The sequence below is a fragment of the Aeromonas sp. s10 genome (assembly GCF_040907975.1).
Lineage (GTDB): Bacteria > Pseudomonadota > Gammaproteobacteria > Enterobacterales > Aeromonadaceae > Aeromonas > Aeromonas caviae.
The window spans coordinates 111922-137428 of the sequence record NZ_JBFOCV010000038.1 but is presented as its reverse complement, the minus strand read 5'-3'; the positions used below and the strand labels follow the sequence as shown (position 1 = coordinate 137428).

Sequence of the window (25507 nt, the reverse complement as noted above, 5' to 3'; positions counted from 1 at the left end):
CCAATACATTAAAATTTCTTGCTTGAAGGTTGCACCTGGTTGCACCATCATCGGCGAAATTTAACCGTCCGGTAATATTGTTACCTTCTAGACACAGGAAGTCCCATGGCCACTACCACCCTCGGCGTCAAACTCGATGAAGCGACCCGCGACCGCCTCAAACAGGCTGCGCAGACCCTGGATCGCACTCCCCACTGGCTGATCAAGCAAGCCATCTTCACCTATCTGGAGCAACTGGATCGCGGTCTGACCCCGCCCGAGCACTCCGGGCTGGCTGCCGCCGCCGGGGAAGAGGCCGTCGAGACCCTGACCGAGCAGGGCATCCAGGTCTTCCTCGAGTTTGCCGAGAGCATTCTGCCCCAGTCCGTGCTGCGGGCCGCCATCACGGGGGCTTATCGCCGCCCCGAGACCGAAGCCGTCCCCATGCTGCTGGAGCAGGCCCGTCTGCCCAAGGAGAAGGCTGACGCGACCCAGAAGCTGGCCATGGGCATCGCCGAGAAGCTGCGCAACCAGAAGAGCGCCAGCGGCCGTCAGGGCCTGGTGCAGGGACTGCTTCAGGAGTTCTCCCTCTCCTCCCAGGAAGGGGTGGCCCTGATGTGCCTGGCGGAGGCGCTGCTGCGCATCCCCGACAAGGCGACCCGGGATGCCCTCATCCGCGACAAGATAAGCGGTGGCAACTGGAGCCAGCACCTGGGCCAGAGCACCTCATTGTTCGTCAACGCGGCCTCCTGGGGTCTGCTCATCACCGGCAAGCTGGTGGCCACCCACAACGAGGCGGGCATGAACAGCTCCCTCAAGGGACTCATCGGCAAGGGGGGTGAGCCGCTCATCCGCAAGGGCGTCGACATGGCGATGCGCCTGATGGGTGAACAGTTCGTCACCGGCGAGACCATCGCCGAGGCGCTGGCGAACGCAGGCGGCATGGAGAGCAAAGGGTTCCGCTACTCCTACGACATGCTGGGGGAAGCGGCCCTGACCGAGGAGGACGCCAAACGCTATCTGGCCTCCTACGAGCAGGCCATCCACGCCATCGGCAAGGCCTCCCACGGTCGCGGCATCTACGAGGGGCCGGGTATCTCCATCAAGCTCTCCGCCCTGCATCCGCGCTACAGCCGCGCCCAGTACGATCGCGTCATGGAGGAGCTCTACCCCACCTTGCTGGGCCTGACCCAGCTCGCCAGGCAGTATGACATCGGCATCAACATCGACGCCGAGGAGGCCGATCGCCTGGAGATCTCCCTCGATCTGCTGGAGAAGCTCTGCTTCGATCCGTCCCTCGCCGACTGGAACGGCATCGGCTTCGTCATCCAGGCCTACCAGAAGCGCTGCCCCTATGTGATCGACTACGTCATCGATCTCGCCAAGCGCAGCCGTCACCGCCTGATGATCCGTCTGGTGAAGGGCGCCTACTGGGACAGCGAGATCAAGCGTGCCCAGCAGGAAGGGCTGGAAGGCTACCCGGTCTATACCCGCAAGCCCTACACGGACGTCTCCTACCTCGCCTGCGCCCGCAAGCTGCTGGCGGTGCCCGAGGCCATCTATCCCCAGTTCGCCACCCACAACGCCCACTCCCTGTCTGCCATCTATCAGCTGGCGGGTCAGAACTACTACCCGGGCCAGTACGAGTTCCAGTGCCTGCACGGCATGGGTGAACCGCTCTACGAACAGGTGGTCGGCAAGGTGGCCGACGGCAAGCTGGGTCGCCCCTGCCGCATCTATGCCCCGGTGGGCAGCCACGAGACCCTGCTCGCCTACCTGGTGCGCCGCCTGCTGGAGAACGGGGCCAACACCTCCTTCGTCAACCGCATCGCGGACAACAACATCTCCCTCTCGGATCTGGTGCAGGATCCGGTGCAGCAGATCGAGCAGATGGCCGCCCGTGAAGGGACCCTGGGTTTGCCCCATCCGCGCATCCCCCTGCCCCGGGATCTCTACGGCGAGGCGCGCCCGAACTCCGCAGGTCTGGATCTCGCGAACGAGCACCGCCTGGGATCACTCTCTGCCGCCCTGCTCGCCAGCACCAACACCGCCTATCAGGCCGTGCCCATGCTGGGTTGCGACACCGAGGCGCCGACCCAGTTCCAGCCCGTGCTCAACCCGGCGGATCACCGCGATGTCGTCGGTCAGGTGAGCGAAGCCACGGTAGCGCTGGTGGACAAGGCGCTCGCCTGCTCCCTCACGAGCGGCCAGATCTGGCAGTCCACCCCGCCAGCCGAGCGGGCCGCCGTGCTGGACAGGGCAGCCGATCTGATGGAATCCGAACTGCAACCCCTGATGGGCCTGCTGGTTCGCGAATCCGGCAAGACCTTCGCCAACGCCATCGCCGAGGTACGCGAGGCGGTGGACTTCCTGCGCTACTACGCCGCCCAGGCGCGCAACCACTTCGCCAACGACACCCACAGACCGCTCGGCCCCGTGGTCTGCATCAGCCCCTGGAACTTCCCGCTGGCCATCTTCAGCGGCCAGGTGTGCGCGGCCCTGGCAGCCGGCAATACGGTGCTGGCCAAGCCTGCCGAGCAGACCCCCCTCATCGCGGCACAAGCGGTGCGCATCCTGCTGGAAGCGGGGGTTCCCGCCGGTGCGGTGCAACTGCTGCCGGGCCGTGGAGAGACCGTGGGTGCGGCGCTCATCGCGGACGAACGGGTGCGCGGCGTCATGTTCACCGGCTCCACCGAGGTGGCGGGCATCATCTCCCGCAACCTGGCCGGTCGCCTCGACGCCCAGGGTCGCACCATTCCCCTCATCGCCGAGACCGGCGGCCAGAACGCCATGATCGTCGACTCTTCCGCCTTGACCGAACAGGTGGTGATGGATGTCATCTCCTCGGCGTTCGACAGCGCCGGTCAGCGCTGCTCCGCCCTGCGAGTGCTGTGCGTGCAGGATGACGTGGCGGATCGGGTGATCCGGATGCTCAAGGGCGCCATGGCCGAGTACAAGGTCGGCAGCCCCGAGCACCTCTCCACCGACATCGGCCCCGTCATCGACGCCGAGGCCAAGACCAACATCGAGCGCCACATCAAGGCGATGGGCGACAAGGGGCGCAAGGTGCACCAGATCGCTCGCACCCAGGGGGATGCCTGCAGCCGCGGCACCTTCGTGCTGCCGACCCTGATCGAGCTCGACAGCCTGGACGAACTGGGACGCGAAGTGTTCGGCCCCGTGCTGCACCTGGTCCGCTACCCGCGCACCCGGCTCGGGGAGTTGCTCGAGCAGATCAACGGCAGCGGCTACGGCCTGACCCTGGGTGTTCATACCCGCATCGACGAGACCATCGCCCAGGTGGTGAACGTGGCCAAGGTGGGCAACCTCTACGTCAACCGCAACATCGTGGGCGCCGTGGTCGGGGTGCAACCCTTCGGTGGGGAAGGGCTTTCCGGCACCGGTCCCAAGGCCGGTGGCCCGCTCTACATGTATCGCCTGCTCGGCGCCCGTCCCCAGGAGGCGGTGGCCAACCAGCTGCACCAGGAGTCCGGTGCCCTGCATGCCGAGGCGAAAGCCCCCCTCGTGGCCCTGCGCGACTGGGCGAGCAAGCAGGATCCGGCCCTCGCCGCCCTGTGCGATCACTACGCCGCGATCTCCCAGAGCGGCCGTACCCAGTTGCTGACCGGCCCCACCGGCGAGCGCAACAGCTACAGCCTGCTGCCCCGGGAACGGGTGCTCTGTCTTGCCCAGGAGAAGGCCGACCTGCTGGCCCAGCTGGCCGCCTGTCTGGCGGTCGGCAGCCAGGTGCTGCTGCCGGACGATGCCCAGACACGCGCCCTGCTCTCTTCCCTGCCGACCGAGGCGCGGGATCCCATCGCGCTGGTGGCGGACTGGGCCACGGGGGAGACGGACTTCGATGCCCTGCTGCACCACGGCGACTCGGATCAGTTGCGGGAGGTGAGCAAGCTCGCCGCCGCGCGCCAGGCAGCCCGTAACGGCGCCATCATCGGTGTGCACGGCCTGCATCGCGGCGAGACCGACATCCCGCTGGAGCGCCTGCTCATCGAGCACGCCCTCTCGGTCAACACCGCCGCCGCCGGTGGCAACGCCAGCCTGATGACCATAGGCTAAGCGCCGCATAGTGACGGAGACTCAAGCCCCGCAGATGCGGGGCTTGTTCTTTCGTCTATGGGACACGCCCATGAAAAAGGCCGCCCTTGTCGGGGCGGCCTTTTTGTTCTCCCCTCGCGGGAGAAGGGTTGGGGATGAGGGGCGACTCGCCTACACGTACTCCATAAAGACGCGGGAGGTGAGCTTGGTGATGAGCTCATAGGGAATGGTGCCGATCTGGTCGGCCACCCGCTCCACCGGCAGCCCTTCCCCCCAGAGCACCGCCTCGTCGCCGGCCTTGTCGGTGGCGCCGGGGCCGAGATCCACCGTGGTCATGTCCATGGAGACGCGGCCCACCAGGGGCACGATGCGGCCATTGACCAGCACTGGCGTGCCGTTGGGGGCCATGCGCGGATAACCGTCGCCATAGCCGATGGCAATCACCCCGAGCCGGGTATCGCGATCCGACACCCAGTTGGCGCCATAGCCTACCGGCTCGCCCGCCTTGTGATCGCGCACCGCGATGAGCTGGGTCTTGAGGGTCATCACCGGCTGCAGGTCATAATCCGCCGCCACCGTATTGGGGAACGGCGACACGCCGTAGAGGATGACGCCGGGGCGCACCCAGTCGCAGTGGGAATCCGGCCACGCCAGGATGCCTGCCGAGTTGGCCATGGCGCGCTCGCCCGACAGCGGCGCAGTCAGCTGGCTGAACAAGTCGATCTGCTCGCGGGTGGTGGGTTGCTCCAGCTCATCGGAGCGGCTGAAGTGGGTCATGACGTTGAACGGCTGCACCACGTTCTTGCACTTGCCGAGGCGCTCGATAAAGACGGGCATCTCCTCGGCCCGTACCCCGAGGCGGTGCATGCCGGTGTCGAGCTTGAGCCAGGCCACCACGGGGGCAGGCAGCTCCGCCTGCTCCAGCGCTTCGAGCTGCTCCCAGGTGTGCACCGCGGTCTGCAGGTTGTTGGCCGCCAGCACCGGCAGGTCGGCGGCGCTGAAGAAGCCCTCCAGCAGCACGATGGGCTTGACCACGGCGCAGGAGCGCAGCATCAGCGCCTCTTCGATGCGGGCCACCGCGTAGGCGTCCGCATCCACCAGGGTGCGGGCAACCGGCAGCAGCCCATGGCCGTAGGCATTGGCCTTGACCACGGCAATGATCTTGCATTGGGGGGCGTGGCGTTTCACCACGGCGAGGTTGTGGCGCAGGGCCGCGGTATTGATCTGGGCGATAGCCGCTTTCATCTGTTTTCCCTTACGAGGGCATGATAATCAGGCACCGGGTGGTGTCAGCCCTCAAATCTCATCGTCTAAGGCCGGACCGGCAGAATTGTCGAACCGGGAAAACTGTTTCTGGATACCGGGAGCAGGCTCCCGGCTTACTTAGTAGTCATCATCAAACGCCGGGCCGGCGTAGTTGTCAAAGCGCGAGAACTGACCCTGGAAGGTGAGGCGCACTCGTCCTATGGGGCCGTTACGCTGCTTGCCGATGATGATCTCGGCGATCCCCTTGTCGGGGCTGTCGTCGTGATAGACCTCGTCGCGGTAGATGAACATGATCAAGTCCGCATCCTGCTCGATGGAGCCGGATTCCCGCAGATCCGAGTTGACCGGGCGCTTGTCGGCCCGCTGTTCCAGGCTTCGGTTCAGCTGGGAGAGCGCCACCACGGGACACTGCAGCTCTTTCGCCAGCGCCTTGAGGGAGCGGGAGATTTCACCGATTTCCAGAGTACGGTTGTCAGACAGCGCCGGCACCCGCATCAGCTGCAGGTAGTCCACCATGATCATGCTGATGCCGCCGTTGTCCCGCGCCACCCGGCGGGCACGGGAGCGCACTTCGGTCGGGGTGAGGCCGGAGGAGTCGTCGATGTACATCTTCCCCTTCTCCAGCAGCAGCCCCATGGTGGAGGAGAGCCGCGCCCAATCCTCGTCGTCGAGCTGGCCGGTCCGCACCTTGGTCTGGTCGATGCGCCCCACGGAGGCGAGCATACGCATGATGATCTGCTCGGAGGGCATCTCGAGGGAGAAGATCAGCACCGGCTTGTCGGCGGTGAGGGCCGCGTGCTCGCACAGGTTCATGGCAAAGGTGGTCTTGCCCATGGAGGGACGAGCGGCGACGATGACCAGATCCGAACGCTGCAGGCCGGCGGTCATCTTGTCCAGATCGTTGTAGCCGGACGACACGCCGGTCACCCCGTTGTGGGGGGTCTTGAACAGCTCTTCAATCTTGTCGACGGTTTGCTCGAGGATGAGCTTCAGGGGCTGGGGGCCCTCGTTGGCGCTGGTGCGCTGCTCGGCGATCTGGAATACCTTGCTCTCGGCCAGGTCCAGCAGATCGTTGGAGGTACGCCCCTGGGGCTCGTAGCCCGCTTCGACTATCTCGTTGGCGACCGAGATCATCTCCCGCACCACCGCCCGCTCACGCACGATCTCGGCGTAGGCACTGATGTTGGCGGCACTCGGGGTGTTCTTGGCGATCTCCACCAGATAGGCGAAGCCACCGGCCTCTTCCAGTTGCTCGGAGCGCTCGAGCTCCTCCTGCAGAGTGATAAGGTCGATGGGGTTGCCCGCATTGGAGAGGCGGGTCATGGCCTGGAAGATCAGGCGGTGCGGACGGCTGTAGAAATCCTTGTCGATCACCCGTTCGGCGACCCGATCCCAGGCCTCGTTGTCCAGCATCAGGCCGCCCAGTACGGACTGTTCGGCCTCAAAAGAGTGGGGAGGTACTTTCAGCTGTTGTGTCTTGGCGTCTTTTTTCGCCGTCACTTGCTCTGCCATACACATAAAAACCGCAGCGGGAAGGGGACGGGAATTTTACAAAAGAAACCCCGCCATCGCGAGTGCTAATACGTCCCGTCATCGCATCCGGCGACAAGACGGGACCCTGGCCTCGTCAGCGTCATCCACTTCTGCGCCGCAGACCTGCCTCATAGTACGAGAAAGGGCCAGACCAGGGTCTGATCCTTCGTTCTTGCTCTTTGCTTGTTGCGCAACCTGCGCACCGAGCGACTCGGCCGTCTGTGTCTCATGGGTGCCCCCCTGTCGGACGACTCAATCTGTTCATGAATAATTCATGCCATCCGTGATAATCATACCCGCAAGCTGCAACACAAAAAGGGACTGGCAGCCTGCCATGCGCCTCGCTGAGCTTGCACAAGCAGAGCATGCCCCCACCTACATGAGAGTGAAAGAGTCAAAATGAAAAAGATGCTGACCCTGTTTGCCCTGATCCTGGCCATTGGCCTTGGGGCACCCATCGCCGAGGCCAAGAAACTTGGTGGCGGCAAATCCTTTGGCAAGAGCTACAAGACGGCTCCGGCCCAACCTGCGGCCAAGCCGGTCGACACCAAGAACCCGACCGTGGGCGCCCAGGCACCCAAGAAAGGCGGCATGATGGGCGGCCTGCTGGGTGGTCTGCTGGCCGGCGGTCTGTTTGCCTACCTGCTGGGCAGCGGTGCCTTCGAAGGTCTGCAAGGGATGGACTTCCTGCTGATCGCTCTGCTGGCACTGGGTGGTGTCTTCCTGTTCCGAGCCCTGCGCAGGAACAAGGCGGCAGCGGCCCAGCCACAGACGGCCTATGCGGGCTATCAACCGCCCCAGAGCGCGGCCCCCCAGCAGTTCGAGCAAAGCCACAGCGCCCCGCAGGCCACCGGTTTTGCCGACAGCGACGTGCCCTTCCGTCTGCCCCCGGGCTTTGACATGAACGGCTTCCTGGCCGGTGCCCGCGATCACTACCGCACCCTGCAAGAGGCCTGGAACAAGAACGACCTGGAGAAGATCCGCGAGTACGTGAGCCCCGAGCTGTTCGAGCACCTCAAGGCAGAACGCGCCGAGCTCTCCGGTGAGCAGCACACCGAGGTGATGTACGTGGACACCCAGCTGGTCCGTGCCGACTACGGCAGCGACTGGGCCCAGGTGAGCGTGCGCTTCAGCGGCCGCTACATGGACCGTCAGGAGCAGGTCGAGGAGGACATCAAGGAGGTGTGGCACCTCGAGCGTGATCTCGCCAAGGACAATGCCCCCTGGCATATCGTCGGCATCGAGCAGCTCTAAGGCTCAACCGACCCATTTCATCAAGGCGACCTCAGGGTCGCCTTTTTATTGCCATCAGATCGTGTCATGCCCTATTTCGGGGCAGCTTCCCGTGGCCGGATATATTTCCCGAGAGACACTGCTGATGACATTGAAAATAAAAAGAGAGGCAGCCATGACTGCCTCTCTTTTTTATTGGCTCGGGGTGCAGGGATTATTTGCAACCCTCTACCGAGGTGGAGTTGATATAGCTGACCTCGCCGGCCGGCTGATAATCGGCGACCTGAATGGTCTTCTTCGCCGCGATATAATCCTTCAGCACACCGGCATCCACCAGACCGGCATTGATGGTGTCGATCTTCGGATAACCGTCACCACCGGCCGCGCTGAAGCTCGGGATGGAGAAGCTGTAGGTTGCTGCCGGATCGAAGGCCTTGCCGCCGATGGTGGCGATGTCCACACTCTTGGCTTGGCAATCCACCGTCATCTTGATGCCGCCGAACTGGGCATAGCCACCGGTATTGGCGGTCTTGGTCGCGACCTGACCCAGGTAGGTCAGCAGCTCGTGGCCGCTCATGGTCGCCTTGTTGACGGTGTTGCCGAACGGATGCACGGTCAGCACGTCACGGTAGCTGATGTCCCCTGCCGCGATGGAGGCACGCACCCCGCCGGAGTTGACGATGCCAAAGTCGGTGCTCAACTTCTCGGCGGTCGCGGTGGTGATGAGACGACCCAGGTTGGTCTGCTTGTTGCGCACGTTGGCGCGCTCACCGTCCAGTACGCCATCGGTGGCACCGATGACCACACCCAGCTCCTGCTGTCCCTTCTCCTGATAGGTGAGCAGGGTGTTGTAGAGCTCGGGATCCTTGACGATCTCTTCCTGAATGAAATCACCGTCCGCATTCTTCAAGTTGACCGGGATCAGATCGTACTGGGTCAGGGTCAGCTTGCCATTCTGGTAGTCAAACTGGGCACGACCCACATACTTGCCCCACTCGTGAGCCTGCATGATCCAGGTGCCGTTCTGCTGATCCGGCTGGCAGTCGTCGCCCGGCTTGAAGTCGGCGTACTTGTCCGGGGTGCCCGGCTCCATGCAGACCGGGTTCTGGGAGTGACCACCGATGATGGCGTCCAGGGTGCCTGCCGGCAGCGCACGGGCCATCTCCACGTCACCCGGTGCGTTGCTGCCGTGCTGACCATTCTCGTAATGGCCCATGTGGGTGATGGCAAGAACCAGGTTCGCCTCTTTGTTGTCGCGGATTTGCTTGCCGAGATTGGCGGCTTCCGTGGTCGGATCGCGGAACTCGAGGGTCTGGACGTTGTTGGGATCCACCAGCTGGGCGGTGTCCTCTGTGGTCAGACCCAGCACGGCGACCTTGAGGCCGCTCTCCAGCTTGAACACCTTGTAGGGATCGAAGTAGCGCTTGCCGCTCGTCTTGTCATAGATGTTGGCGGAGATCATCGGGAACTGGGCCCACTGACGCTGTTTCTCGAGGATGGTCAGGGGGTTGTCGAACTCGTGGTTGCCCACCGCCATGGCATCGTAACGGATGCTGTTCATGGCCATGAAGTCCGGCTCTGCATCCTGCAGATCCGACTCCGGCACCCCGGTGTTGACGTCACCGCCGGAGAGCACCAGCACTTCGCTGCCCGCCGCTTTCGCCTCGGCACGCAGCCGCTCGACCAGGGTCTTCTGGGCCGCCATGCCATATTCGCCCTTGTCGTTGTGCCAGAAACGACCGTGGGTATCATTGGTATGCAAAATGGTCAGCTTGCAGACATTTTCGGTGCAGGGGGCGACGCTGTCGTTGCTTGAGGTATTGCAGCCGCTCAATGCGGCAAGCACTGCCAGTGCGATACTTCCTTTGACAAATTTATAATTCATTTCCATATCACCTTGTTATTTTGTTATTGGACGACCCTATCCAGGATCGGGCGGTAATATAACAAACAACATGTGACGGTTTTTCATCGGCGACTCACAAATTCCGCCAAATGTGATCATCCACGCAACCTGTTTCCCCTATTTGGAACAGAGGCACCCCACTCGCAGAGCAATTTCCCCCATGATGGCAGCCCGCCGGTAACGGTTATGGCATACTGCCCGCCAATCAATGCCAAGGAGTGCCTGGAATGGCCAAGTACGACAAAATTTCCCCCGAAACCCAGCAGGAGGCGATGAAGATCGCCCGTGCCAACCAGAAGCCGGGGCAGACCAAGGAGCAAACCCAGCTCATCGCCCAGGGGATCCAGAAGGGCATAGACGAATACAAGAAACAGATGAAGGCGAAGGCCCGCGAGGCCAGCCGCCAGAAGAAACTGCAAGCCAAAGCCAGGCACTCTTCCCAAGAGACGCCGGAAGAGGAGAGCGAAGCCGAGGTCATCGAGCTCACCCGCCAGCACCCGCTGCCCTGGATCCTGCTGGTGCTGAGCTGGCTGGTATTTGCCGTGCTCTGGTTCTGGTTCCGCTGATCCTGCCCAGGCAAACCTTTGCCCTGCGATCCGCTTCACAGCCCGGGCGCAGGGGACTGGTCATTCCCCACCCGGACTGCCTACACTCTGCCCCCCCTTGTCAGGAGACACTCATCATGAACCCGGCCCCGCTCTACCTGCTGGCACCCCTCGCCCTCTTCCTAGTGACCCTGGTGCTCTATCGCATCTCGCCACTGCGGGCGGTCGCCGCCGGCCATGCCCGCTGGTTTATCCTGCCCGCCTTCACTCTCTTTATCCTGCTCATCGTCATCAATGGCGCTGCGGATCCCGCCCTGAGAAGCCCTGCTTTCCACTGGCTGATGCCGGGGTTCGGCTTTGCCCTGAGCCTGTTCCCTGCCCTGCCCAAGGCGCTGGTACCGCGCCTGGCTATCAAGGAGGGAGCCTTTGCTGCCCTGGGTCTGATGCTGATGAGCCTTGCCATGGTCTACTGATCGGCAAGCGCTGGCGTCACGATGGCGCCAGCCCCCTTCTTGTACAAAGAATGGCCTTCAGGCATCTTGGTGGGCGGATAACCGGCATGGAGGCCAGATGAACAATCCGCCCGATTTCATGGCACTGTGGGATTATCAGGATCCCGTTGCCAGCGCCCAGCGTTTTCAAGCACTGCTGCCCGAGGCGCGTGCCGCCAACCTGCAATGGGAGCTGGAGCTCCTCACCCAGATAGCCCGCACCCATTCGCTGCAACGCCAGTTTGCACAGGCGCACCAGCTGCTTGACGAGATAGAACCCCGCCTCACCGAGGCGACTCCACGGGCCCGCCTGCGCGCCTTGCTGGAGCGTGGCCGCACCTTCAACTCCGCCGGTGACAAGGCCAGCGCCAGAGCCCTGTTTGAACAGGCCTGGCAACTGGGAGAGCAGTACGAAGAGCACTATCTGGCCATCGATGCGGCCCATATGGTGGCCATCGCCGCCCCCCTGGAGGAGCAGAGCCACTGGCACCAGCTGGCGATGACCCTGGCCGAGCGCAGTCACGACAAACGGGCGCGAGGCTGGCTCGCCACCCTCTACAACAATCAGGGCTGGACCCTGTTCGAGCTGGGTCGCCTCGACGAGGCCATCGCCTGTCAACAAAAGTGCCTGGCCTGGCACGAGCAGCACAACAACCAGGGCAAAGCCTTTATCGCCCGCTGGAGTCTGGCGCGCCTGAGCCGGGCCCAGGATCGCCATGAACAGGCCATGGCCGAACTGGCGCAGTTGCGCGACGACATGACCGCCGCAGGCGCCCCCGAGGATGGCTATGTGTTCGAGGAGCTGGGGGAGAATGCACTCGTGCTCAATGATCCCGCGGCGACCGAGTACTTTGCCCGCGCCTGGTTTCTGCTGTCACAGGATGGCTGGTTCACCGCCAACGAGGCAGAACGACTGGCCAGGCTCAAGCTGCTCGCCAAACTCTGATAAGCGTGCGGGGCGACCAATTGGCCGCCCCGCACATCAGCATGTCTGCCCGGGAGCAGAGGTGACGGCTCAGGCCGGACTCGCCTCTTCCCAGCTCTGCTTCTTGCGATAAATCGTGGAAGGGCTTATTTCCAGCAGGGCCGCCGCCTTGGGGATGTTGCCGTCACAGCTTGCGATGGCCTGCTCGATGGCCTCCTTCTCCACCTGCCAGAGCGGACGGACCTGCCTGCGAACGACGACGGATTCTGACTGGGGATCCGCGATCCCGACCGCAGGCTCCGGGGCCAGGGTTCGCCCCCCGTTGAGGGGAGGTGGCAGGATATCCGGGCTCACCAGCTCGCCATCGTTGAGCACCACTATGTTGCGCACCACGTTTTGCAACTCGCGCACGTTGCCGGGCCAGGGGTAGTCGAGCAGCACCTGCACTGCGTCCGCATCAAAGTCCCTGAACCGCTTGTTCTCCTCACCGGCATAACGCAGCAGCAACTCCCGGGCCAGCAGCAGGATGTCCTCTCCCCGCTCCCTCAGGGGGGGCAGCGCCAGCGGGATCACGTGCAGGCGGTAGTAAAGGTCTTCACGAAACCGTCCGGCCTTGACCTCCACCAGGGGATCCCGGTTGGTGGCGCAGACAAAGCGCACATCCACCGTCTCCAGCTTGCCGCTGCCGACCCGCTGCAGGGTGCCGGTCTGGATGAAACGCAGCAGCTTGCTCTGCAGGTCGAGATCCATCTCGCAGATCTCGTCGAGGAAGAGGGTACCGCCGTCCGCCAGACTGGCCGCCCCCTTGCGATCCCCCTGGGCACCGGTAAACGACCCCTTCACGTGGCCGAAGATCTCGCTCTCCATCAGGTCATGGGGAATGGCAGCGCAGTTGAGGGCGATGAAGGGCTGATCTCGACGCGGGCTGCACTGGTGGATGGCCTCGGCGCACACCTCCTTGCCGGTGCCGCTCTCGCCAGTGATGAAGACGGTAGCCTTGCTCGGCGCCGCGCTCTCGATGATGCGATAGACCGCCTGCATCGCCATGGAGGCGCCGATGAAACCGGCAAAGGAGCTGCGCTCGAAGTTTTCCCGATACTGGGCCACCAGCGAGCTGAGTTGCTGGTGCTTCAGGGCATTGCGCGCCGTGGCGCACAGGCGCTTGCCATCGAACGGCTTGGTGAGAAAATCGAAGGCCCCGAACCGCATCGCCTCCACCGCCACATCCACCGAGCCGTGAGCGGTGATCACCACCACGGAACAGGGCAGTTGCCGCTCCGTGATCTGCTGCAAGATGTCCATGCCGGACATGTCGGGCAACTCCAGGTCGAGCAGCACCACGGGGGGCGGGCTTGCCAGCAATTGTGCCAAAGCCTGCTGGCCACAATCTGCCAGCTGCACCTCGTAGCCATCCTGGGCCAGATACTGCTCATAGACGACCGCCAGACTGCGGGTATCTTCCACCAACAGGACACGGGGTTTGCTTTCAGCCACGAGATCCATCCTTGCGCTTGATTTTGTTGTCTATTCTGGGGGCTAGCCGCCACACACTCAAGACGGCCTCATCGCTTTATCCGGGGGATTGCGACAATACACAAGCAAAAACGGCTCCCTGGGGAGCCGTTTTTATGGTGCTTTGAGCTTATTTCTTGGCGTTGTCGCCATCGGCAGCCGGTTTTTCGATGGCCAGCAGCTCTACGTCAAATACCAGCACGGCGTTGGCCGGGATGGAACCTGCACCGTGCTCGCCATAGGCCAGCTTGGACGGCAGGAAGAACTTGAACTTGGAGCCGACCGGCATCAGTTGCACCCCTTCGGTCCAGCCCGGGATCACCTGGTTGAGCGGGAAGGTAGCCGGCTCGCCGCGATCGACGGAGCTGTCAAACTTGGTGCCGTCGGTCAGGGTACCGGTGTAGTGCACCTTGACGATGTCGGTGGCCTTCGGCTTGGCGCCGTCACCCATCTTCTCGACCTGATATTGCAGGCCGGACTCGGTGCTCTTCACGCCCTCTTTCTTGGCGTTGGCAGCCAGGAACTCTTCACCCTTCTTCAGGTTTTCCACGGCATCCTTGTCGGCCTTCGCCTTGGTCAGCTCGTTGATCTTGGCGTCGTATTCCTGCAGAACCTTCTGGATCTCCTCGTCGGTCATCTTGGCTTCTTTGCCCAGACCGTCGGTGACACCCTTCAGGATCACGGTGTTGTCCAGCTTGATGCCGAGCTCCTGCTGGCGCTCCAGGGTATTGGCGATATAACGACCCATGGAGAGGCCGATCGCATAGCCGGATTGCTCTTCAAAGCTCTTGGCCTCAGCCTTGGGGGCCTCTGCCGGCTTGCTGGCTTCTGCCTTGACCTCTGCGGTGTTGGTCGCAGCAGGTTTCTCATCTTTTTGGCAAGCAGTCAGACCGACGGCAACCGCCGCAGCCAACAGGGACACCTTCAGAAAATTGTTCATCAGTTTCTCCAAAACTCTAAATACCGCTCTCGGTTCCTTCGTGAAATGAGAGGTTTATCGTGATAAGCGCCTTATACTAACGCCGTGATCGCAGGTAACGAAAGCATGAGACAGGAAAAATGATCAAAAGTGCCATTTATCTCATCGGTATTTGCCTGATGCTGACGGGGTGCGAACAACGCTCACTTCCCAGCCAGCAGATCCGCCTCGCCAACCAGGGTCTGCTGAGCGCGGATCTCGCCAGTTCCGGCAAGCTCGCGCTCGTCTCCAGCCTGAGTCAGGGCACTGTGGTGTGGGATCTGGAACAGGGCAAGGAGCGCTGGCGCTGGCGCCAGAGCGACGACCAGGAAGAGTTCGTCACCCTGACCCGCTTCTCCCCCGATGACAGCCATGCCATCACCGCCACCCAACACACCTTCGCCATCTGGCGCTTGCAGGATGGCCGCTCCCAGGGCTACTACTCTCTGCCAGAATCCCGCCTGCGCGATGCGGCGATCTCGGCGGATGGCCGCCAGGTGCTCATCGGCCGTGAAGACGGCAAGGCGGAAGTGGTCGACACCCAGACCGGACGCCGGCTGCAATTCCTCGGCCACACCGAACAGGTCAACACGGTGGATCTCTCCCCCAATGGTCGCTATGCCCTCACCGGCGGCAACGATTACAGCGCCTATCTGTGGGACACCCGCACGGGCCAGGTTGTGTGGCGCTTCAACCACGCCGGGCGAGTCGTGATGGCGAGACTGGATCCGTCCGGACGTTTCGCCTTCACCGCAGACAGTCGCCAGGCCAGCATCTGGGATCTCAAAAGCGGCAAGGAGCACAGCAGGTTGCAATATGATCACCGCTTCGAGGTCTACACCAGCGCCCGCTTCGCCAACGGCGGCAACTGGCTCATCACCGGCGCCCCCTCCCGCCAGCTCACTCTGTGGCAGGTGAGTGACGGCCAGCCGTTGCAGAGCTGGCGCGTCTCGCCCCATCCCAAGGTGAAACCGCCGAGCGCTGTGGTCTATGGCGTGGCTTTGCGCGACAATGACCACCTCGTCAGTGCCAGCTCCAGTGGCCTGGCTGAAATCTGGACTATCAAGTAAGGACCAAAAGGCCCATGAGTCAGCAACTAAACGAACGCCTCGAAACCCTGGAAAGCCGCCTCGCTTTTGCCGAATACACGGTGGAGCAGCTCAACGACGAGGTCACCACCCAGGGTCGCGAGCTGGACCGGCTCAAACACCAGATCCATCTACTGGTGGATAAATTGCAGAGCGTACAGCCGAGCCAGATCGCCAGCATGGCCGAAGAGACGCCGCCACCGCACTACTGATGCGTGCCAGCCATAAAAAAACCCGCGCCATGCGCGGGTTTTTTTATCATCGGCCAGGCCGTGATCAGTGCTGATGGCCCTTGCCACCACAACCGCCACCACCGCAGCAACCACCGTGACCGTGATCGTCGCCGTGATCGTGTGCATGGTTGTGACCATGGCCGCCACAGCAGCCACCGTGGTCATGATCGTGATCATGGCCGTGATCATGGTCATGACCATGATCGTGACCGCAGCCACCAGCGCCGTGCACATGGCCATGGGCCAGCTCTTCGGCGGTCGCGGCACGCACGTCCTTGATCTCGACCTTGAAGCCCAGGGTCACGCCAGCCAGGGGATGATTGCCGTCCACCTTGATGAACTCCTCGGACACCTCGATGACGGTCACCGGGCGGTGGCCGTCGTCGGTCTCGGCCACAAAAGTATCCCCTTCAGACACTTCCATACCGTCGAACAGCTCGCCGGGCACTTCCTGCACCAGATTCTCGTCGTACTCGCCATAGGCCTGGTTCGGCGTCAGGGTGACGTCGAACGCCTCGCCCACGCTGCGACCTTCCAGCTCGGCTTCGAGGCCGGAGACCAGGTAACGGGTACCGTGCAGATACACCAGCGGCTCTTTACCTACAGTGGTGTCGATGACTTCACCGTGTTCGTCGGTGACCGTGTATTCCAGCGTAACCACGCTCAGGGGAGCTACTTTCATGTCAGGGATCCTGCGGATAGAAAAAAACGGGCTCAGAATACCTCAAAAAGGCAGACAAGCATATGGTCGGCCCGGCTTCAGTGTGATGAAAAAGTCATCAACAGCGACCAGCCTGACCGGCGTACCATCACCTTGAGGCATGCCACTCACTCGGGACGAAACACCCCTATCACCTGCTCCGCCTCGCGCGTCGCCTTGTCCACCTGCTCCTGGGTCTGCACCTGGGTATCCCCGCACTCGACACAGGTCACCTTCTCGACTCCATGCTCCATATACAGCATCATGGTGTCCATCTTGCCGCACGCCGGGCAAACCGCCCCGGCAATGAAGCGCTTTTTACGTCTGGTTTCCATTTTTGTTACCTCCAGGCAGCATCATATCAGGGTTTTTACATGCATCACGCCATCGAATATCAGCATTTTTCCACTTCCACCCTTCAGGTCGGCCCCCGCAAGCGCTCCCCCATGGGCCAATTGCTGCGCGTCACCCATGGGGCGGCGCTGCTGAAATTGGGTGCCCATGAGCTGTTGCTGACACCTGGCAGCCACTTCTGGCTCTGTGCCGATGCTCTCGCCGCCTTCACCCCTCTGGCTGACTGCCAGCATGATCTGCTGGCCTGCTCCGTACGGGTGCCCCAGCCCGCCCAGGCTGGCTGGTTGCAGGCAAGCCCGTTGATGGACGCACTGCTGGACAGCCTGGCGGCCTGGTCACGCCCCCGCGACTGGCAAGGCCCCTATGGGCAGCGGCTGCAAGTGATAGGGGATGAGTTGCACGGCTGCACCACCTCGTCCCTGGGGGATCAGGCACTGCAAGATGCCTGGCAAGCCCTGGCCAGAGCGCAGCCGGATAGCGTGGCTGCCTGGCAGACCCTGCTGGGCACTCGCGGTCTCGAGGGCCCGGACGCCCGGGCACTGCAGGATCAGTGGCAACTGTTGCAGGGGATTCGCCTGCTGCGAAGCGGCAGCACACCGTCACAGGTGGTGAGCAGGCTGGGTTATCGGGATGAAAGCGCGCTGGCCGAGGCTCATCTGCAATGGCTCGGGGCGCCCCTCTCCCCTCAGCCGTCCGCGACCCGATAAGAGAGGCATAAAAGGATGGCAAAAGAAATCCAGTTTTGCGGCTCACCGCCGCTAACAACAAAGGAGTCATTCATGTCACCATCCTTTATGCTGAACACCCGATTGACCGTCACCGACTAGATCAACAGGACATCCGCCATGACGAGCAAGGCCAACCAATCCCAGGGCATGTTGCTGTTCCACCTCTCTGCCAGACAATCCTTCGCCATCGGTACCCTCAAGGTGAAGGAGATCGTGCCCTATACCCAGCTCACCGCCCTGCCACAATCCCATCCCACCGTGCTCGGGGCCGCCAGCATGCGCGGCACCACCATCCCGGTGATCGACATGGCAATGGCCGTGGGCTACCGCCCCATCAGCCGGGAGGAGATGCCCCACTGCTTCATCATCATCACCGATTGCCGCCGCACCCTGGTGGGCTTTCTGGTGCGGGGCATCGACAAGATCACCGAGTGCAACTGGCGTGACATCGAGCCGCCCCCTCCCTCCTTGGGACAGAACGTCTTCGTCACCGGCGTGACCCGGGTGGGAGATCAGTTGATACAGTTGCTGGATGTGGAGCTCATCCTGTCGCGGGTCTATCCGGACGATCCCAGCCATCTTTACCCCGTGCTGACCGACGTGCAGCGCGAGCGGCTCAAGCCGATGCGGATCCTGCTGGTAGACGACTCCTCCGTCGCCCGTCGCCAGCTCATGGCGGCGCTCGATTACATCAACATCCCCTACGAGGTCTGCACCAACGGACGCGACGCCCTCACCCTGATGCAGACCCGGGTCTCCCAGGGCACGCGGATCGACATCCTGGTGAGCGATATCGAGATGCCGGGGCTGGATGGTTACGAGCTGGCCTTCGAGGTGCAGAGCGATGCCAAGCTGGCGGGAGCCTACATCATCCTGCACACCTCCCTCTCCAGCGAGATCAGCGTGGAGCGGGCCCATCAGGTCGGTGCCCATGAGGCGCTCACCAAGTTTGAAGCCAACGAACTGATCCAGGCCATGCTGCGCGGCGCCGAGCACCACGATCGTCTGCTGGCCTGATGTCGCGGCGAGCCNGCCAAGGGCTCGCCGCCCCCTTTTCCTCCTTGCTCTTCCGAGTCGCTGCATGTTGACAGAAAGCCACTTCCACGCCCCCTGGTGGGCGCGCAACCCCCATCTGCAAACCATTTTGCCCAAGTGGCTGCGCCGCTCGCCTGCCCGCTTCATCCAGGAGCGCTTCGAACTCCCGGACGGCGATTTCGTCGATCTGGCCTGGAGCGGCGAACCCGGCCAGGATGAACAACCCCTGGTGGTGGTGTTCCACGGACTGGAGGGGAGCATTCACTCCCACTATGCCAAGGGGCTCTTTGCCCACCTGCAGCGACAAGGGAACGAGGCGGTGCTGATGCATTTTCGGGGGTGCAGTGGCGAGCCGAACCGGCTGCTGCAGGCCTATCACTCAGGCGCCATCGAGGACGCCCAGACGGTGATTGCCGAGCTGGAGCGGCGTTTTCCTGGCCGCCCCCTGGTCGCCATCGGCTATTCCCTGGGGGGCAACATGCTGGTCAATCTGCTGGCGCGGGCCTGCCCGGCACCATTGAAGGCGGCGGTGGTAGTGTCGGCCCCGCTGCAACTGGCAAGCTGTGCCGATCGGGTCAATCAGGGCTTCTCACGGGTCTATCAGAACTACCTGCTGCGGACCATGCGAACCAACCTGCAAAGCAAGATCCGGCGCCAGAGCGCAGCACGGGCGCGCTGGCAGCCGGCCCAGATCACCCGCATCGCCACAATGAGGGAGTTCGACGAGCTGGTGACGGCACCGCTCCATGGTTTCGAAAGCGCCGATCACTACTACCAGACCTGCTCCGGCCTGGGCCTGCTGGCCCGCATTCCCATCCCGACCCTCATCATTCACGCCGCCGACGATCCCTTCATGACCGATGCCGTCATTCCGGCTGCGGAGCAGCTCTCCCCTCTGGTGCGCTACGAGCTGAGCCGCCAGGGCGGCCACGTGGGCTTCCTGCACGGCTCTCCCTGGCGCCCCCGCTTCTGGCTGGATGAGCGCATCAGCCAGTGGTTGCGGGAACAGACTCAGGGCGCGAACCGGTAACCGTTGCGCCCCTCTTCCTTGGCCTGATAGAGGGCGCCATCGACTCGCTCGAGCAGCATGACGAGGCTCTCCCCGGCTCGCCACTGGGCTATCCCCTGGCTCAGGGTGAGGTGGGGGGCTACGTCGGAATCCTCATGGGGCAGAGCCCTGGCCGCCAGAGTGGCGCGAATGCGCTCCGCCACCTCCTGGCCACCGGCCAGCGTCGTCTCCTGCAGCAACACCACGAACTCCTCTCCCCCGTAGCGCGCCACCAGATCGCCGGGCTCCCGCACACTCTCCTCCAGGCACTCGGCCACCAAGATCAGGCACTCATCCCCCGCCTGATGCCCATAGCGATCGTTGTAGCGCTTGAAGAAATCCACATCGAGCAGGATCACGGTGAGCGGTACATCCTGGGTGGTGCCTTGCGCAATGGCACGCTTGCACGCCTGATCGAAGTGGCGACGGTTGGCTATGCCGGTCAGGGGATCCCGGTTGGCCATGGCATTCATCTTGTTTGCCAGCATCAGGTTGTCGTGCTCCCTTGACACCGCAAGCTCGAACCAGCCGTTGAGCATGCGCCGTCCCGTCTCCAGCACCACTAGCAAGACCCCGACCACTATGGTGTTGACCAGAACAAAGGGCTCATGACTCCAGGAGGCTCTCACCAACAAGAACAGCAGGGGGACCGACACCAGTGCGTAAAACAGCCGCACATCGCAATACGCGGCGACGAGACCGGTCAGCAGCAACAGACTGACCATGTTGAAAATGAAACTGAAGCCCCCCTTCAAGTCGACGATCGAGATGGTGTAACCCACCATGGCCCAGGCTAGCCCCCAGGCCAGGGCACAGACGCACAGGGACACCAGCCAGATGGCATGGGATTGACGGGAGAGCCAGCCCCACCCGAGCGGCAGCAGCAGGCCAACACCTATCATGGCAAAGAGCTGCCATTTGTATGACCAGGGCAGGTTGCCGACCAGTACCAGGTGTGCATCCCGATAGATGTAGAAGCGGGTCAGCAGAAATACGAGGGCGATGAGATTGATGACCCAGTACCAGCGCAAACCGGCGCTCAGGGCGCGGCGGCGGGCATCGAACAGGTGCTGTTCGAATTGACTGGAGGGTCGGCGTGCGTCAATGGATTGCATGGCACCCCTCGTCCAAAACGAGATAAATCCCTTGCGCTTGCCGACCAGACATCGACAATATCCGCAACCCACTGAGTGAAGATGAAATCATGATTATCCCCTGGCAAGAACTGGAGCCGGACACCCTCACCAACCTGCTCGAACACTTTGTGCTGCAAGAAGGCACCGAATACGGTGAACAGGATGTCAGCCTGACCGACAAGGTCGAAGCAGTCAGGCAACAATTGCTACAAGGTAGCGCCGTGCTTGTCTACAGCGAGCTGCACGAAAGTGTCAATGTCGTCCCAAAGACTCATTTAAGCAAGTCACCCACTGACGACTTCCCCCAAGCGTAACGCGGTCACGGCTTATCGGGCGGCTCACCCCGCCCTCCACCTATCCAGCTCACATCATCAGGCCGCATGACCAGTTCGCCACCCAGCAGCACCTATTCCAACGTACCCAGAGCACAGGGCAGCCCTTGTTCACCGCTATTGCCGGGAAGCGTGGGGGCAGCGGGAGGATGACGGTGCACTTGACCGCACTTTGGGCCACCCCTTATAACGGAACTCCCAAGGAAGAGAGAATTCTATGTCCGCCAAGCATCCCATCATCGCGGTCACCGGTTCGTCCGGTGCCGGTACTTCCACCTCCACCAACGCCTTCCGATCCATGTTCCACCAGCTTGGATACAAGGCGGCCGTGGTCGAGGGGGACAGTTTTCACCGCTACACCAGGCCCGAGATGGACGTGGCGATCCGCAAGGCCCGGGAGCAGGGGCGGCATATCAGCTACTTCGGCCCGGAGGCCAACGACTTCGGTCTGCTGGAGTCCTTTTTCCAGGAGTATGGCCAGAGCGGCACCGGCCAGTATCGGCGCTATCTGCACAGCTTCGACGAGGCGGTGCCTTTCAACCAGATGCCTGGCACCTTCACCCCCTGGCAGGATCTGCCCGGCGAGACGGATCTGCTGTTCTACGAAGGACTGCATGGCGGCGTGGTCACGGGGGAGCACAACGTGGCGCGGCACGTGGACTTTCTCATCGGCGTGGTGCCCATCGTCAACCTGGAGTGGATCCAGAAGCTCATTCGCGACACCTCGGAACGCGGCCACTCCCGCGAGGCGGTGACCGACTCCATCGTGCGTTCCATGGACGACTACATCAACTTCATCACGCCGCAGTTCTCCCGCACCCACATCAACTTCCAGCGGGTGCCGACCGTCGATACTTCCAACCCCTTCAGCGCCAAGGTGATACCCAGCCTGGACGAGAGTATGCTGGTGATCAGGTTTCGGGGCATCAAGCAGGTGGACTTCCCCTACCTGCTGTCGATGATAGACGGCGCCTTCATGTCCAGGATGAACACCATCGTCGTGCCGGGTGGCAAGATGGGCTTCGCAATGGAACTGATCCTGCGCCCCCTGATCCAGCAACTGATCGAAACGGGCAAGATCACCTGAGCCAAGGAGCTTAACGATGCGCGCTGCACTTCTCTCATTCACGCTGGCAACCCTGCTGGGCGGTTGCAGCTCCGGCCCCGCCGCACCCACGGTCGAAACGGGCACCATGGTGGTTCGCCCGGCGGAGCATTGGACCTACGGGGCGACACCACGCTATGCGCTGGCCGAACAATTCCAGTATGCGGGCAACAGCGCCGCGCCCTGGCTCGAACCGGTACAGCAGGCCGTCATCCGGCAACTGGACGGCAAAGGCTGGCGCAGCGTTCCCCTGGATGAGGCCGACGTCTGGGTCGCCATCGGGGTAGCTGGCAGCCAGGACATGAGCGATGGTGAGATCTTCTCCCGCCTCGGCATGACACCGGGCCTGAACGCCGCCGCCAATGCCCGCAAGGGGACCCTGGCCGTCGTGCTGCTCGACGGGCATAGCCAGAAAGCGGTGTGGAGCAGCGCCATCCAGCTCGCCAGCGACGTGCCTGTCGCAGAGGAAGCCCGTGGCCAGCTTAGCCAGCAACTGGCCGCCCAGTTGCTGGGCTCGCTACCGTCAGACTGATGTCTCTTTCAACAAAAACGGCCTGCTTCACGCAGGCCGTTTTCCATGCACGCCGTGACGGCATCAGGGTCACTTCAACTCGCAGGTCAGCTGGGTCACACCGCTCTTGACCAGGGTGGCCTGCTTGTCCTGACGGGAGAAGGTAGTCACCCCGTCGGAATAGCTGGCAGTCTCTTTGGGCGACTCGATGCGCCCCAGCTTGTGATAGACACCGGCATAAGGGAACTGCACCATGTCGGCCTGGGCATCATAGGTGATGGCCAGCAACTCTTCCCCGCACTGATACTGGCTGTATTGATACTGGGTCGGCTGCGGCATGCTGCAGGCGGCCAGACCGAACAGGGGAAGCAACATCATCATTTTTTTCATCGCACTTTCCTTATGTCATGGCGTTATCGACGGGACAAACTTTAGCGGTCAACCCTCAAGAATTTGATAACTATGGGTAATTTCTACCGCTTTTTCCAACATCAGGGAAACTGAACAATATTTTTCCATGGACAGATCCACCGCACGGGCGACCTGCTTCTCCGCCAGCCCCTTGCCGGTCACCACGAACTTGAGGTGGATCTGCTCAAATACCCGGGGAACGGTATCGGCGCGGGTCCCTTCCAGTTCGACATGGCAGGCGGTCACGGACTGACGGGCCTTCTCCAGGATGGAGACCACATCGATGGAGCTGCAACCGCCGACAGCCAGCAGGATCATCTCCATCGGGCTGGCACCTTCACCCGGGTTGGCGCCATCCAGGGTCACCTGATGACCGGACTCGCTCTCCCCCACAAACTTCATGCCTTCCACCCAGCTGACCTTGGCTTTCATCTCTCACTTTCCTCTCAATGACAACGGTTCTAACGCCCATAGCATACCTCAAGCCGGGGTCGAGTGGCACATGCGCCAGAATCCTGCCCGTTCCCGACGATAAAGCCCCGTTTTGCGGCGACAAGCCTCTCCTGCGAAACGGACGACGACCCAAAGGGAAATAGATCGAAATCAACATCCGACCTCCTCTTCTTGCCTAGAATGCCCCGGACGACGCAGCAGATGGCGGCTCACCGGTGGACGGCAAAACCCCAAAGCCTTGTCAGCACAGGCAAAGGCTCTTATTCTACTGCGACCAAAGAGTAAGGAATGGCAAGCTTGGCAACTTGCCTGGACGCCCAGTCCATAAAAATGACACTACAGAGGAAGTCTCATGATCATTGGCAAACCGCAAAGCGATCCCACCCTTGAGTGGTTCTTGTCGCATTGCCACATTCATAAGTATCCCGCCAAGAGCACCCTGATCCACGCCGGTGAAAAAGCGGAAACCCTCTACTACATCGTCAAGGGCACCGTCGCCGTCCTGATCAAGGATGACGAAGGCAAGGAGATGATCCTTTCCTACCTGAATCAGGGGGATTTCCTGGGCGAGATGGGGATGTTCGAAGAGAACGAGAATCCGGAGCGTTCCGCCTGGGTACGTGCCAAAGGCGCCTGTGAAGTCGCCGAGATCTCCTACAAGAAGTTCCGCCAGCTGATCCAGGTCAACCCGGACATCCTGATGCGCCTCTCCGGTCAAATGGCCAAGCGCCTGCAGCACACCAGCCAGAAGGTCGGCAACCTCGCCTTCCTGGACGTGACCGGCCGCATTGCCCAGACCCTGCTCAACCTGGCCAAACAGCCGGATGCCATGACCCACCCGGATGGCATGCAGATCAAGATCACCCGCCAGGAGATCGGCCAGATCGTCGGCTGCTCCCGTGAAACCGTCGGCCGCATCCTCAAGATGCTGGAAGAGCAGGAGCTCATCTCCGCCCACGGCAAGACCATAGTGGTGTTTGGTACCCGCTGACCGGGTTCCGCCGGCGGCGCCCGCACAGCGCCGTTGGATAAAAAGGCTGCCCATGGCAGCCTTTTCCGATCCTCTCCCCTATAATCCCGAGCGCCCCGCCGTCATGGCCTTCGCCAAGAGAACTCCTATGCACCTTCAATGCCCCCTTTGCCGCAGCCCCCTGCACCTTCATGCCGCCTCCCGCGGGGTCTATTGCGACAACAAGCACCACTTCGATCCCGCACCGGAAGGCTATCTGGACCTCATCCCCGGCAAGAAGAACCCCAAGGACAGCGACAGCCGGGCCCTGCTGCGCGCCAAGCGCCGCTTCCTGGAACAAGGCCACCAGCTGCCTCTGGTGGACGCCATGGCGAACCTGCTCGCTCCTCTTGGCGAGCGCGAGCTTGTCCACCTCGGCTGTGGCGAGGGGTACTACTGCCGTGCCCTGGCTGAGCGGCTGCCCGGCTGGCAGGTCGGCGGTTTCGATCTGGCCAAGAATGCCATCTTCGCTGCCAACAAGGCGCAACCGGAAGGCCAGTTCGTCATCGCCGACCCGGCGCGCGCCCCGCTGCTGCCTGGCACGGCCCAGGTGCTGCTGGTCAACGACCTCAAGGTCAAGACGGAACTCCTGGTCAGCTGGCTGGCGCCGGGCGGCTATCTGCTCCACGTGCAGCCAGGCCCTCGCCATCAGTGGCAATTGCGCGTCAGCCTCAATCCGGTGAGCATGGAACATCCCCTGAGTTGGCCCGCCCTCACCGGGCTTGTCAATGTTGCCCAGCAACGCGCCCAGTTCAGTACGGCGCTGGATCAGGGCCTGCGCGAGCACATTCTGGAGACCAGTCGCCTCGGCTGGCGTGCCAGCGGCGAGCAGCGTCACGCCTTCACCCATCAGGGGCCCGACGCCCTCGAGCAGGATCTGCTGCTCAGCCTGTGGCAAAAACCGCTGTGAACCGGTGACATACCATGAAAAAAGGCCCTGACGGACCTTTTTGACAAAGCGAG

The 25507-nt window shown here is 62.4% G+C and carries 25 protein-coding genes; 15 read left to right on the top strand and 10 right to left on the bottom strand.

All coding sequences use genetic code 11. The features are described 5' to 3' along the window. Window positions 1-105: 105 nt before the first annotated feature. The gene (gene putA, locus AB5Y59_RS13725) at window positions 106-4053 is read left to right on the top strand and encodes a trifunctional transcriptional regulator/proline dehydrogenase/L-glutamate gamma-semialdehyde dehydrogenase (protein WP_368212148.1); all 3948 of its coding nucleotides are present in this window, start codon (window positions 106-108) and stop codon (window positions 4051-4053) included. A gap of 150 nt (window positions 4054-4203) precedes the next feature. On the opposite strand, the gene alr is transcribed toward putA, so the two are convergent. Together alr and dnaB are read right to left on the bottom strand one after the other, a co-directional pair. Next, entirely contained in the window at window positions 4204-5277 is a 1074-nt protein-coding gene (gene alr / locus AB5Y59_RS13720) for an alanine racemase (RefSeq protein WP_069651807.1), read from the bottom strand. 138 nt (window positions 5278-5415) lie between these two features. Next, window positions 5416-6810 (bottom strand): replicative DNA helicase, encoded by a 1395-nt coding sequence (dnaB, locus tag AB5Y59_RS13715; protein ID WP_039040054.1) that lies wholly within the window; start codon window positions 6808-6810, stop codon window positions 5416-5418. Window positions 6811-7230: 420 nt separating this feature from the next. On the opposite strand from dnaB, the gene AB5Y59_RS13710 reads away from it, so the two are divergent. Continuing rightward, a complete protein-coding gene (locus AB5Y59_RS13710) occupies window positions 7231-8085 on the top strand; it encodes a Tim44 domain-containing protein (RefSeq protein ID WP_010673257.1) in 855 nt (284 codons plus the stop codon). Between the two features lie 193 nt (window positions 8086-8278). On the opposite strand, the gene ushA is transcribed toward AB5Y59_RS13710, so the two are convergent. After that, window positions 8279-9949, bottom strand: a complete 1671-nt coding sequence (gene ushA / locus AB5Y59_RS13705; RefSeq protein WP_368212146.1) for a bifunctional UDP-sugar hydrolase/5'-nucleotidase UshA — start codon at window positions 9947-9949, stop codon at window positions 8279-8281. A 248-nt stretch (window positions 9950-10197) separates the two neighbouring features. Here ushA and AB5Y59_RS13700 point away from each other — a divergent pair, with 248 nt between their 5' ends. From AB5Y59_RS13700 to AB5Y59_RS13690, 3 genes are all read left to right on the top strand, one after another. After that, window positions 10198-10536, top strand: a complete 339-nt coding sequence (locus tag AB5Y59_RS13700) for a DUF2956 domain-containing protein (protein ID WP_010673255.1) — start codon at window positions 10198-10200, stop codon at window positions 10534-10536. A 116-nt stretch (window positions 10537-10652) separates the two neighbouring features. Then, entirely contained in the window at window positions 10653-10988 is a 336-nt protein-coding gene (locus AB5Y59_RS13695; protein WP_010673254.1) for a hypothetical protein, read from the top strand. Between the two features lie 97 nt (window positions 10989-11085). Next, window positions 11086-11952, top strand: coding sequence for a tetratricopeptide repeat protein (locus tag AB5Y59_RS13690; protein ID WP_069784537.1), 867 nt, complete (start codon window positions 11086-11088; stop codon window positions 11950-11952). 69 nt (window positions 11953-12021) lie between these two features. Here the strand turns inward: AB5Y59_RS13690 and AB5Y59_RS13685 are convergent, their stop codons facing one another. Together AB5Y59_RS13685 and fkpA are read right to left on the bottom strand one after the other, a co-directional pair. After that, window positions 12022-13425: a sigma-54 dependent transcriptional regulator gene (locus AB5Y59_RS13685; RefSeq protein WP_042881314.1), complete on the bottom strand. Its 1404-nt coding sequence runs from the start codon at window positions 13423-13425 to the stop codon at window positions 12022-12024. A 148-nt stretch (window positions 13426-13573) separates the two neighbouring features. Continuing rightward, the gene (fkpA, locus tag AB5Y59_RS13680) at window positions 13574-14383 is read right to left on the bottom strand and encodes an FKBP-type peptidyl-prolyl cis-trans isomerase (protein WP_029313875.1); all 810 of its coding nucleotides are present in this window, start codon (window positions 14381-14383) and stop codon (window positions 13574-13576) included. A gap of 119 nt (window positions 14384-14502) precedes the next feature. Here fkpA and AB5Y59_RS13675 point away from each other — a divergent pair, with 119 nt between their 5' ends. Together AB5Y59_RS13675 and AB5Y59_RS13670 are read left to right on the top strand one after the other, a co-directional pair. Then, complete coding sequence (locus AB5Y59_RS13675) at window positions 14503-15471, top strand: WD40 repeat domain-containing protein (protein WP_010673250.1); 969 nt, start codon at window positions 14503-14505, stop codon at window positions 15469-15471. Window positions 15472-15485: 14 nt separating this feature from the next. After that, entirely contained in the window at window positions 15486-15701 is a 216-nt protein-coding gene (locus AB5Y59_RS13670) for a SlyX family protein (protein WP_010673249.1), read from the top strand. A 64-nt stretch (window positions 15702-15765) separates the two neighbouring features. Here AB5Y59_RS13670 and AB5Y59_RS13665 read toward each other — a convergent pair whose 3' ends face one another. Both AB5Y59_RS13665 and AB5Y59_RS13660 read right to left on the bottom strand, forming a co-directional pair. After that, entirely contained in the window at window positions 15766-16404 is a 639-nt protein-coding gene (locus tag AB5Y59_RS13665; protein WP_010673248.1) for a peptidylprolyl isomerase, read from the bottom strand. A 146-nt stretch (window positions 16405-16550) separates the two neighbouring features. Continuing rightward, window positions 16551-16757: a YheV family putative zinc ribbon protein gene (locus AB5Y59_RS13660; protein WP_010673247.1), complete on the bottom strand. Its 207-nt coding sequence runs from the start codon at window positions 16755-16757 to the stop codon at window positions 16551-16553. Between the two features lie 39 nt (window positions 16758-16796). Here AB5Y59_RS13660 and AB5Y59_RS13655 point away from each other — a divergent pair, with 39 nt between their 5' ends. The 3 genes from AB5Y59_RS13655 to AB5Y59_RS13645 all read left to right on the top strand — a co-directional run bounded on the left by AB5Y59_RS13655 (window position 16797) and on the right by AB5Y59_RS13645 (window position 19569). Beyond that, window positions 16797-17483, top strand: a complete 687-nt coding sequence (locus AB5Y59_RS13655) for a hypothetical protein (RefSeq protein ID WP_368212145.1) — start codon at window positions 16797-16799, stop codon at window positions 17481-17483. Window positions 17484-17621: 138 nt separating this feature from the next. Further along, window positions 17622-18521, top strand: a complete 900-nt coding sequence (locus AB5Y59_RS13650; RefSeq protein WP_045523724.1) for a chemotaxis protein — start codon at window positions 17622-17624, stop codon at window positions 18519-18521. A 64-nt stretch (window positions 18522-18585) separates the two neighbouring features. Then, entirely contained in the window at window positions 18586-19569 is a 984-nt protein-coding gene (locus AB5Y59_RS13645; RefSeq protein WP_368212143.1) for a hydrolase, read from the top strand. Here the strand turns inward: AB5Y59_RS13645 and AB5Y59_RS13640 are convergent. Next, the gene (locus tag AB5Y59_RS13640) at window positions 19551-20702 is read right to left on the bottom strand and encodes a membrane-associated sensor domain-containing protein (RefSeq protein WP_368212142.1); all 1152 of its coding nucleotides are present in this window, start codon (window positions 20700-20702) and stop codon (window positions 19551-19553) included. The genes AB5Y59_RS13645 and AB5Y59_RS13640 overlap by 19 nt on opposite strands. Window positions 20703-20791: 89 nt before the next feature. On the opposite strand from AB5Y59_RS13640, the gene AB5Y59_RS13635 reads away from it, so the two are divergent. The 3 genes from AB5Y59_RS13635 (at window position 20792) to AB5Y59_RS13625 (ending at window position 22692) form a co-directional block, all read left to right on the top strand. Then, entirely contained in the window at window positions 20792-21037 is a 246-nt protein-coding gene (locus AB5Y59_RS13635; protein WP_010673242.1) for a YheU family protein, read from the top strand. A 235-nt stretch (window positions 21038-21272) separates the two neighbouring features. Continuing rightward, a complete protein-coding gene (locus tag AB5Y59_RS13630; RefSeq protein ID WP_010673241.1) occupies window positions 21273-22142 on the top strand; it encodes a phosphoribulokinase in 870 nt (289 codons plus the stop codon). Between the two features lie 16 nt (window positions 22143-22158). Next, on the top strand, window positions 22159-22692 hold the full coding sequence (locus tag AB5Y59_RS13625) for a lipoprotein (RefSeq protein ID WP_043152620.1): 534 nt from the start codon (window positions 22159-22161) through the stop codon (window positions 22690-22692). A gap of 69 nt (window positions 22693-22761) precedes the next feature. Here the strand turns inward: AB5Y59_RS13625 and AB5Y59_RS13620 are convergent, their stop codons facing one another. Beyond that, window positions 22762-23061 (bottom strand): hypothetical protein, encoded by a 300-nt coding sequence (locus AB5Y59_RS13620; RefSeq protein ID WP_010673239.1) that lies wholly within the window; start codon window positions 23059-23061, stop codon window positions 22762-22764. Between the two features lie 48 nt (window positions 23062-23109). Next, window positions 23110-23514 (bottom strand): OsmC family protein, encoded by a 405-nt coding sequence (locus AB5Y59_RS13615; protein ID WP_010673238.1) that lies wholly within the window; start codon window positions 23512-23514, stop codon window positions 23110-23112. A gap of 373 nt (window positions 23515-23887) precedes the next feature. On the opposite strand from AB5Y59_RS13615, the gene crp reads away from it, so the two are divergent. Together crp and AB5Y59_RS13605 are read left to right on the top strand one after the other, a co-directional pair. Further along, entirely contained in the window at window positions 23888-24526 is a 639-nt protein-coding gene (crp, locus tag AB5Y59_RS13610) for a cAMP-activated global transcriptional regulator CRP (RefSeq protein ID WP_010673237.1), read from the top strand. Window positions 24527-24653: 127 nt separating this feature from the next. Then, window positions 24654-25454, top strand: a complete 801-nt coding sequence (locus AB5Y59_RS13605) for a putative RNA methyltransferase (protein ID WP_041211190.1) — start codon at window positions 24654-24656, stop codon at window positions 25452-25454. The last annotated feature ends 53 nt before the right edge of the window (window positions 25455-25507 follow it).

Coding starts and splice junctions, on each gene's coding strand:
- crp (WP_010673237.1), top strand. CDS start 23,888: ATGATCATTGGCAAACCGCAAAGCGATCCCACCCTTGAGTGGTTCTTG.
- dnaB (WP_039040054.1), bottom strand. CDS start 6,810: ATGGCAGAGCAAGTGACGGCGAAAAAAGACGCCAAGACACAACAGCTG.
- AB5Y59_RS13690 (WP_069784537.1), top strand. CDS start 11,086: ATGAACAATCCGCCCGATTTCATGGCACTGTGGGATTATCAGGATCCC.
- AB5Y59_RS13630 (WP_010673241.1), top strand. CDS start 21,273: ATGTCCGCCAAGCATCCCATCATCGCGGTCACCGGTTCGTCCGGTGCC.
- putA (WP_368212148.1), top strand. CDS start 106: ATGGCCACTACCACCCTCGGCGTCAAACTCGATGAAGCGACCCGCGAC.
- AB5Y59_RS13620 (WP_010673239.1), bottom strand. CDS start 23,061: ATGAAAAAAATGATGATGTTGCTTCCCCTGTTCGGTCTGGCCGCCTGC.
- AB5Y59_RS13665 (WP_010673248.1), bottom strand. CDS start 16,404: ATGAAAGTAGCTCCCCTGAGCGTGGTTACGCTGGAATACACGGTCACC.
- ushA (WP_368212146.1), bottom strand. CDS start 9,949: ATGAATTATAAATTTGTCAAAGGAAGTATCGCACTGGCAGTGCTTGCC.
- AB5Y59_RS13695 (WP_010673254.1), top strand. CDS start 10,653: ATGAACCCGGCCCCGCTCTACCTGCTGGCACCCCTCGCCCTCTTCCTA.
- AB5Y59_RS13655 (WP_368212145.1), top strand. CDS start 16,797: ATGCATCACGCCATCGAATATCAGCATTTTTCCACTTCCACCCTTCAG.
- AB5Y59_RS13605 (WP_041211190.1), top strand. CDS start 24,654: ATGCACCTTCAATGCCCCCTTTGCCGCAGCCCCCTGCACCTTCATGCC.
- AB5Y59_RS13635 (WP_010673242.1), top strand. CDS start 20,792: ATGATTATCCCCTGGCAAGAACTGGAGCCGGACACCCTCACCAACCTG.
- AB5Y59_RS13700 (WP_010673255.1), top strand. CDS start 10,198: ATGGCCAAGTACGACAAAATTTCCCCCGAAACCCAGCAGGAGGCGATG.
- AB5Y59_RS13640 (WP_368212142.1), bottom strand. CDS start 20,702: ATGCAATCCATTGACGCACGCCGACCCTCCAGTCAATTCGAACAGCAC.
- AB5Y59_RS13670 (WP_010673249.1), top strand. CDS start 15,486: ATGAGTCAGCAACTAAACGAACGCCTCGAAACCCTGGAAAGCCGCCTC.
- alr (WP_069651807.1), bottom strand. CDS start 5,277: ATGAAAGCGGCTATCGCCCAGATCAATACCGCGGCCCTGCGCCACAAC.
- AB5Y59_RS13615 (WP_010673238.1), bottom strand. CDS start 23,514: ATGAAAGCCAAGGTCAGCTGGGTGGAAGGCATGAAGTTTGTGGGGGAG.
- AB5Y59_RS13675 (WP_010673250.1), top strand. CDS start 14,503: ATGATCAAAAGTGCCATTTATCTCATCGGTATTTGCCTGATGCTGACG.
- AB5Y59_RS13625 (WP_043152620.1), top strand. CDS start 22,159: ATGCGCGCTGCACTTCTCTCATTCACGCTGGCAACCCTGCTGGGCGGT.
- AB5Y59_RS13660 (WP_010673247.1), bottom strand. CDS start 16,757: ATGGAAACCAGACGTAAAAAGCGCTTCATTGCCGGGGCGGTTTGCCCG.
- AB5Y59_RS13645 (WP_368212143.1), top strand. CDS start 18,586: ATGTTGACAGAAAGCCACTTCCACGCCCCCTGGTGGGCGCGCAACCCC.
- fkpA (WP_029313875.1), bottom strand. CDS start 14,383: ATGAACAATTTTCTGAAGGTGTCCCTGTTGGCTGCGGCGGTTGCCGTC.
- AB5Y59_RS13710 (WP_010673257.1), top strand. CDS start 7,231: ATGAAAAAGATGCTGACCCTGTTTGCCCTGATCCTGGCCATTGGCCTT.
- AB5Y59_RS13650 (WP_045523724.1), top strand. CDS start 17,622: ATGACGAGCAAGGCCAACCAATCCCAGGGCATGTTGCTGTTCCACCTC.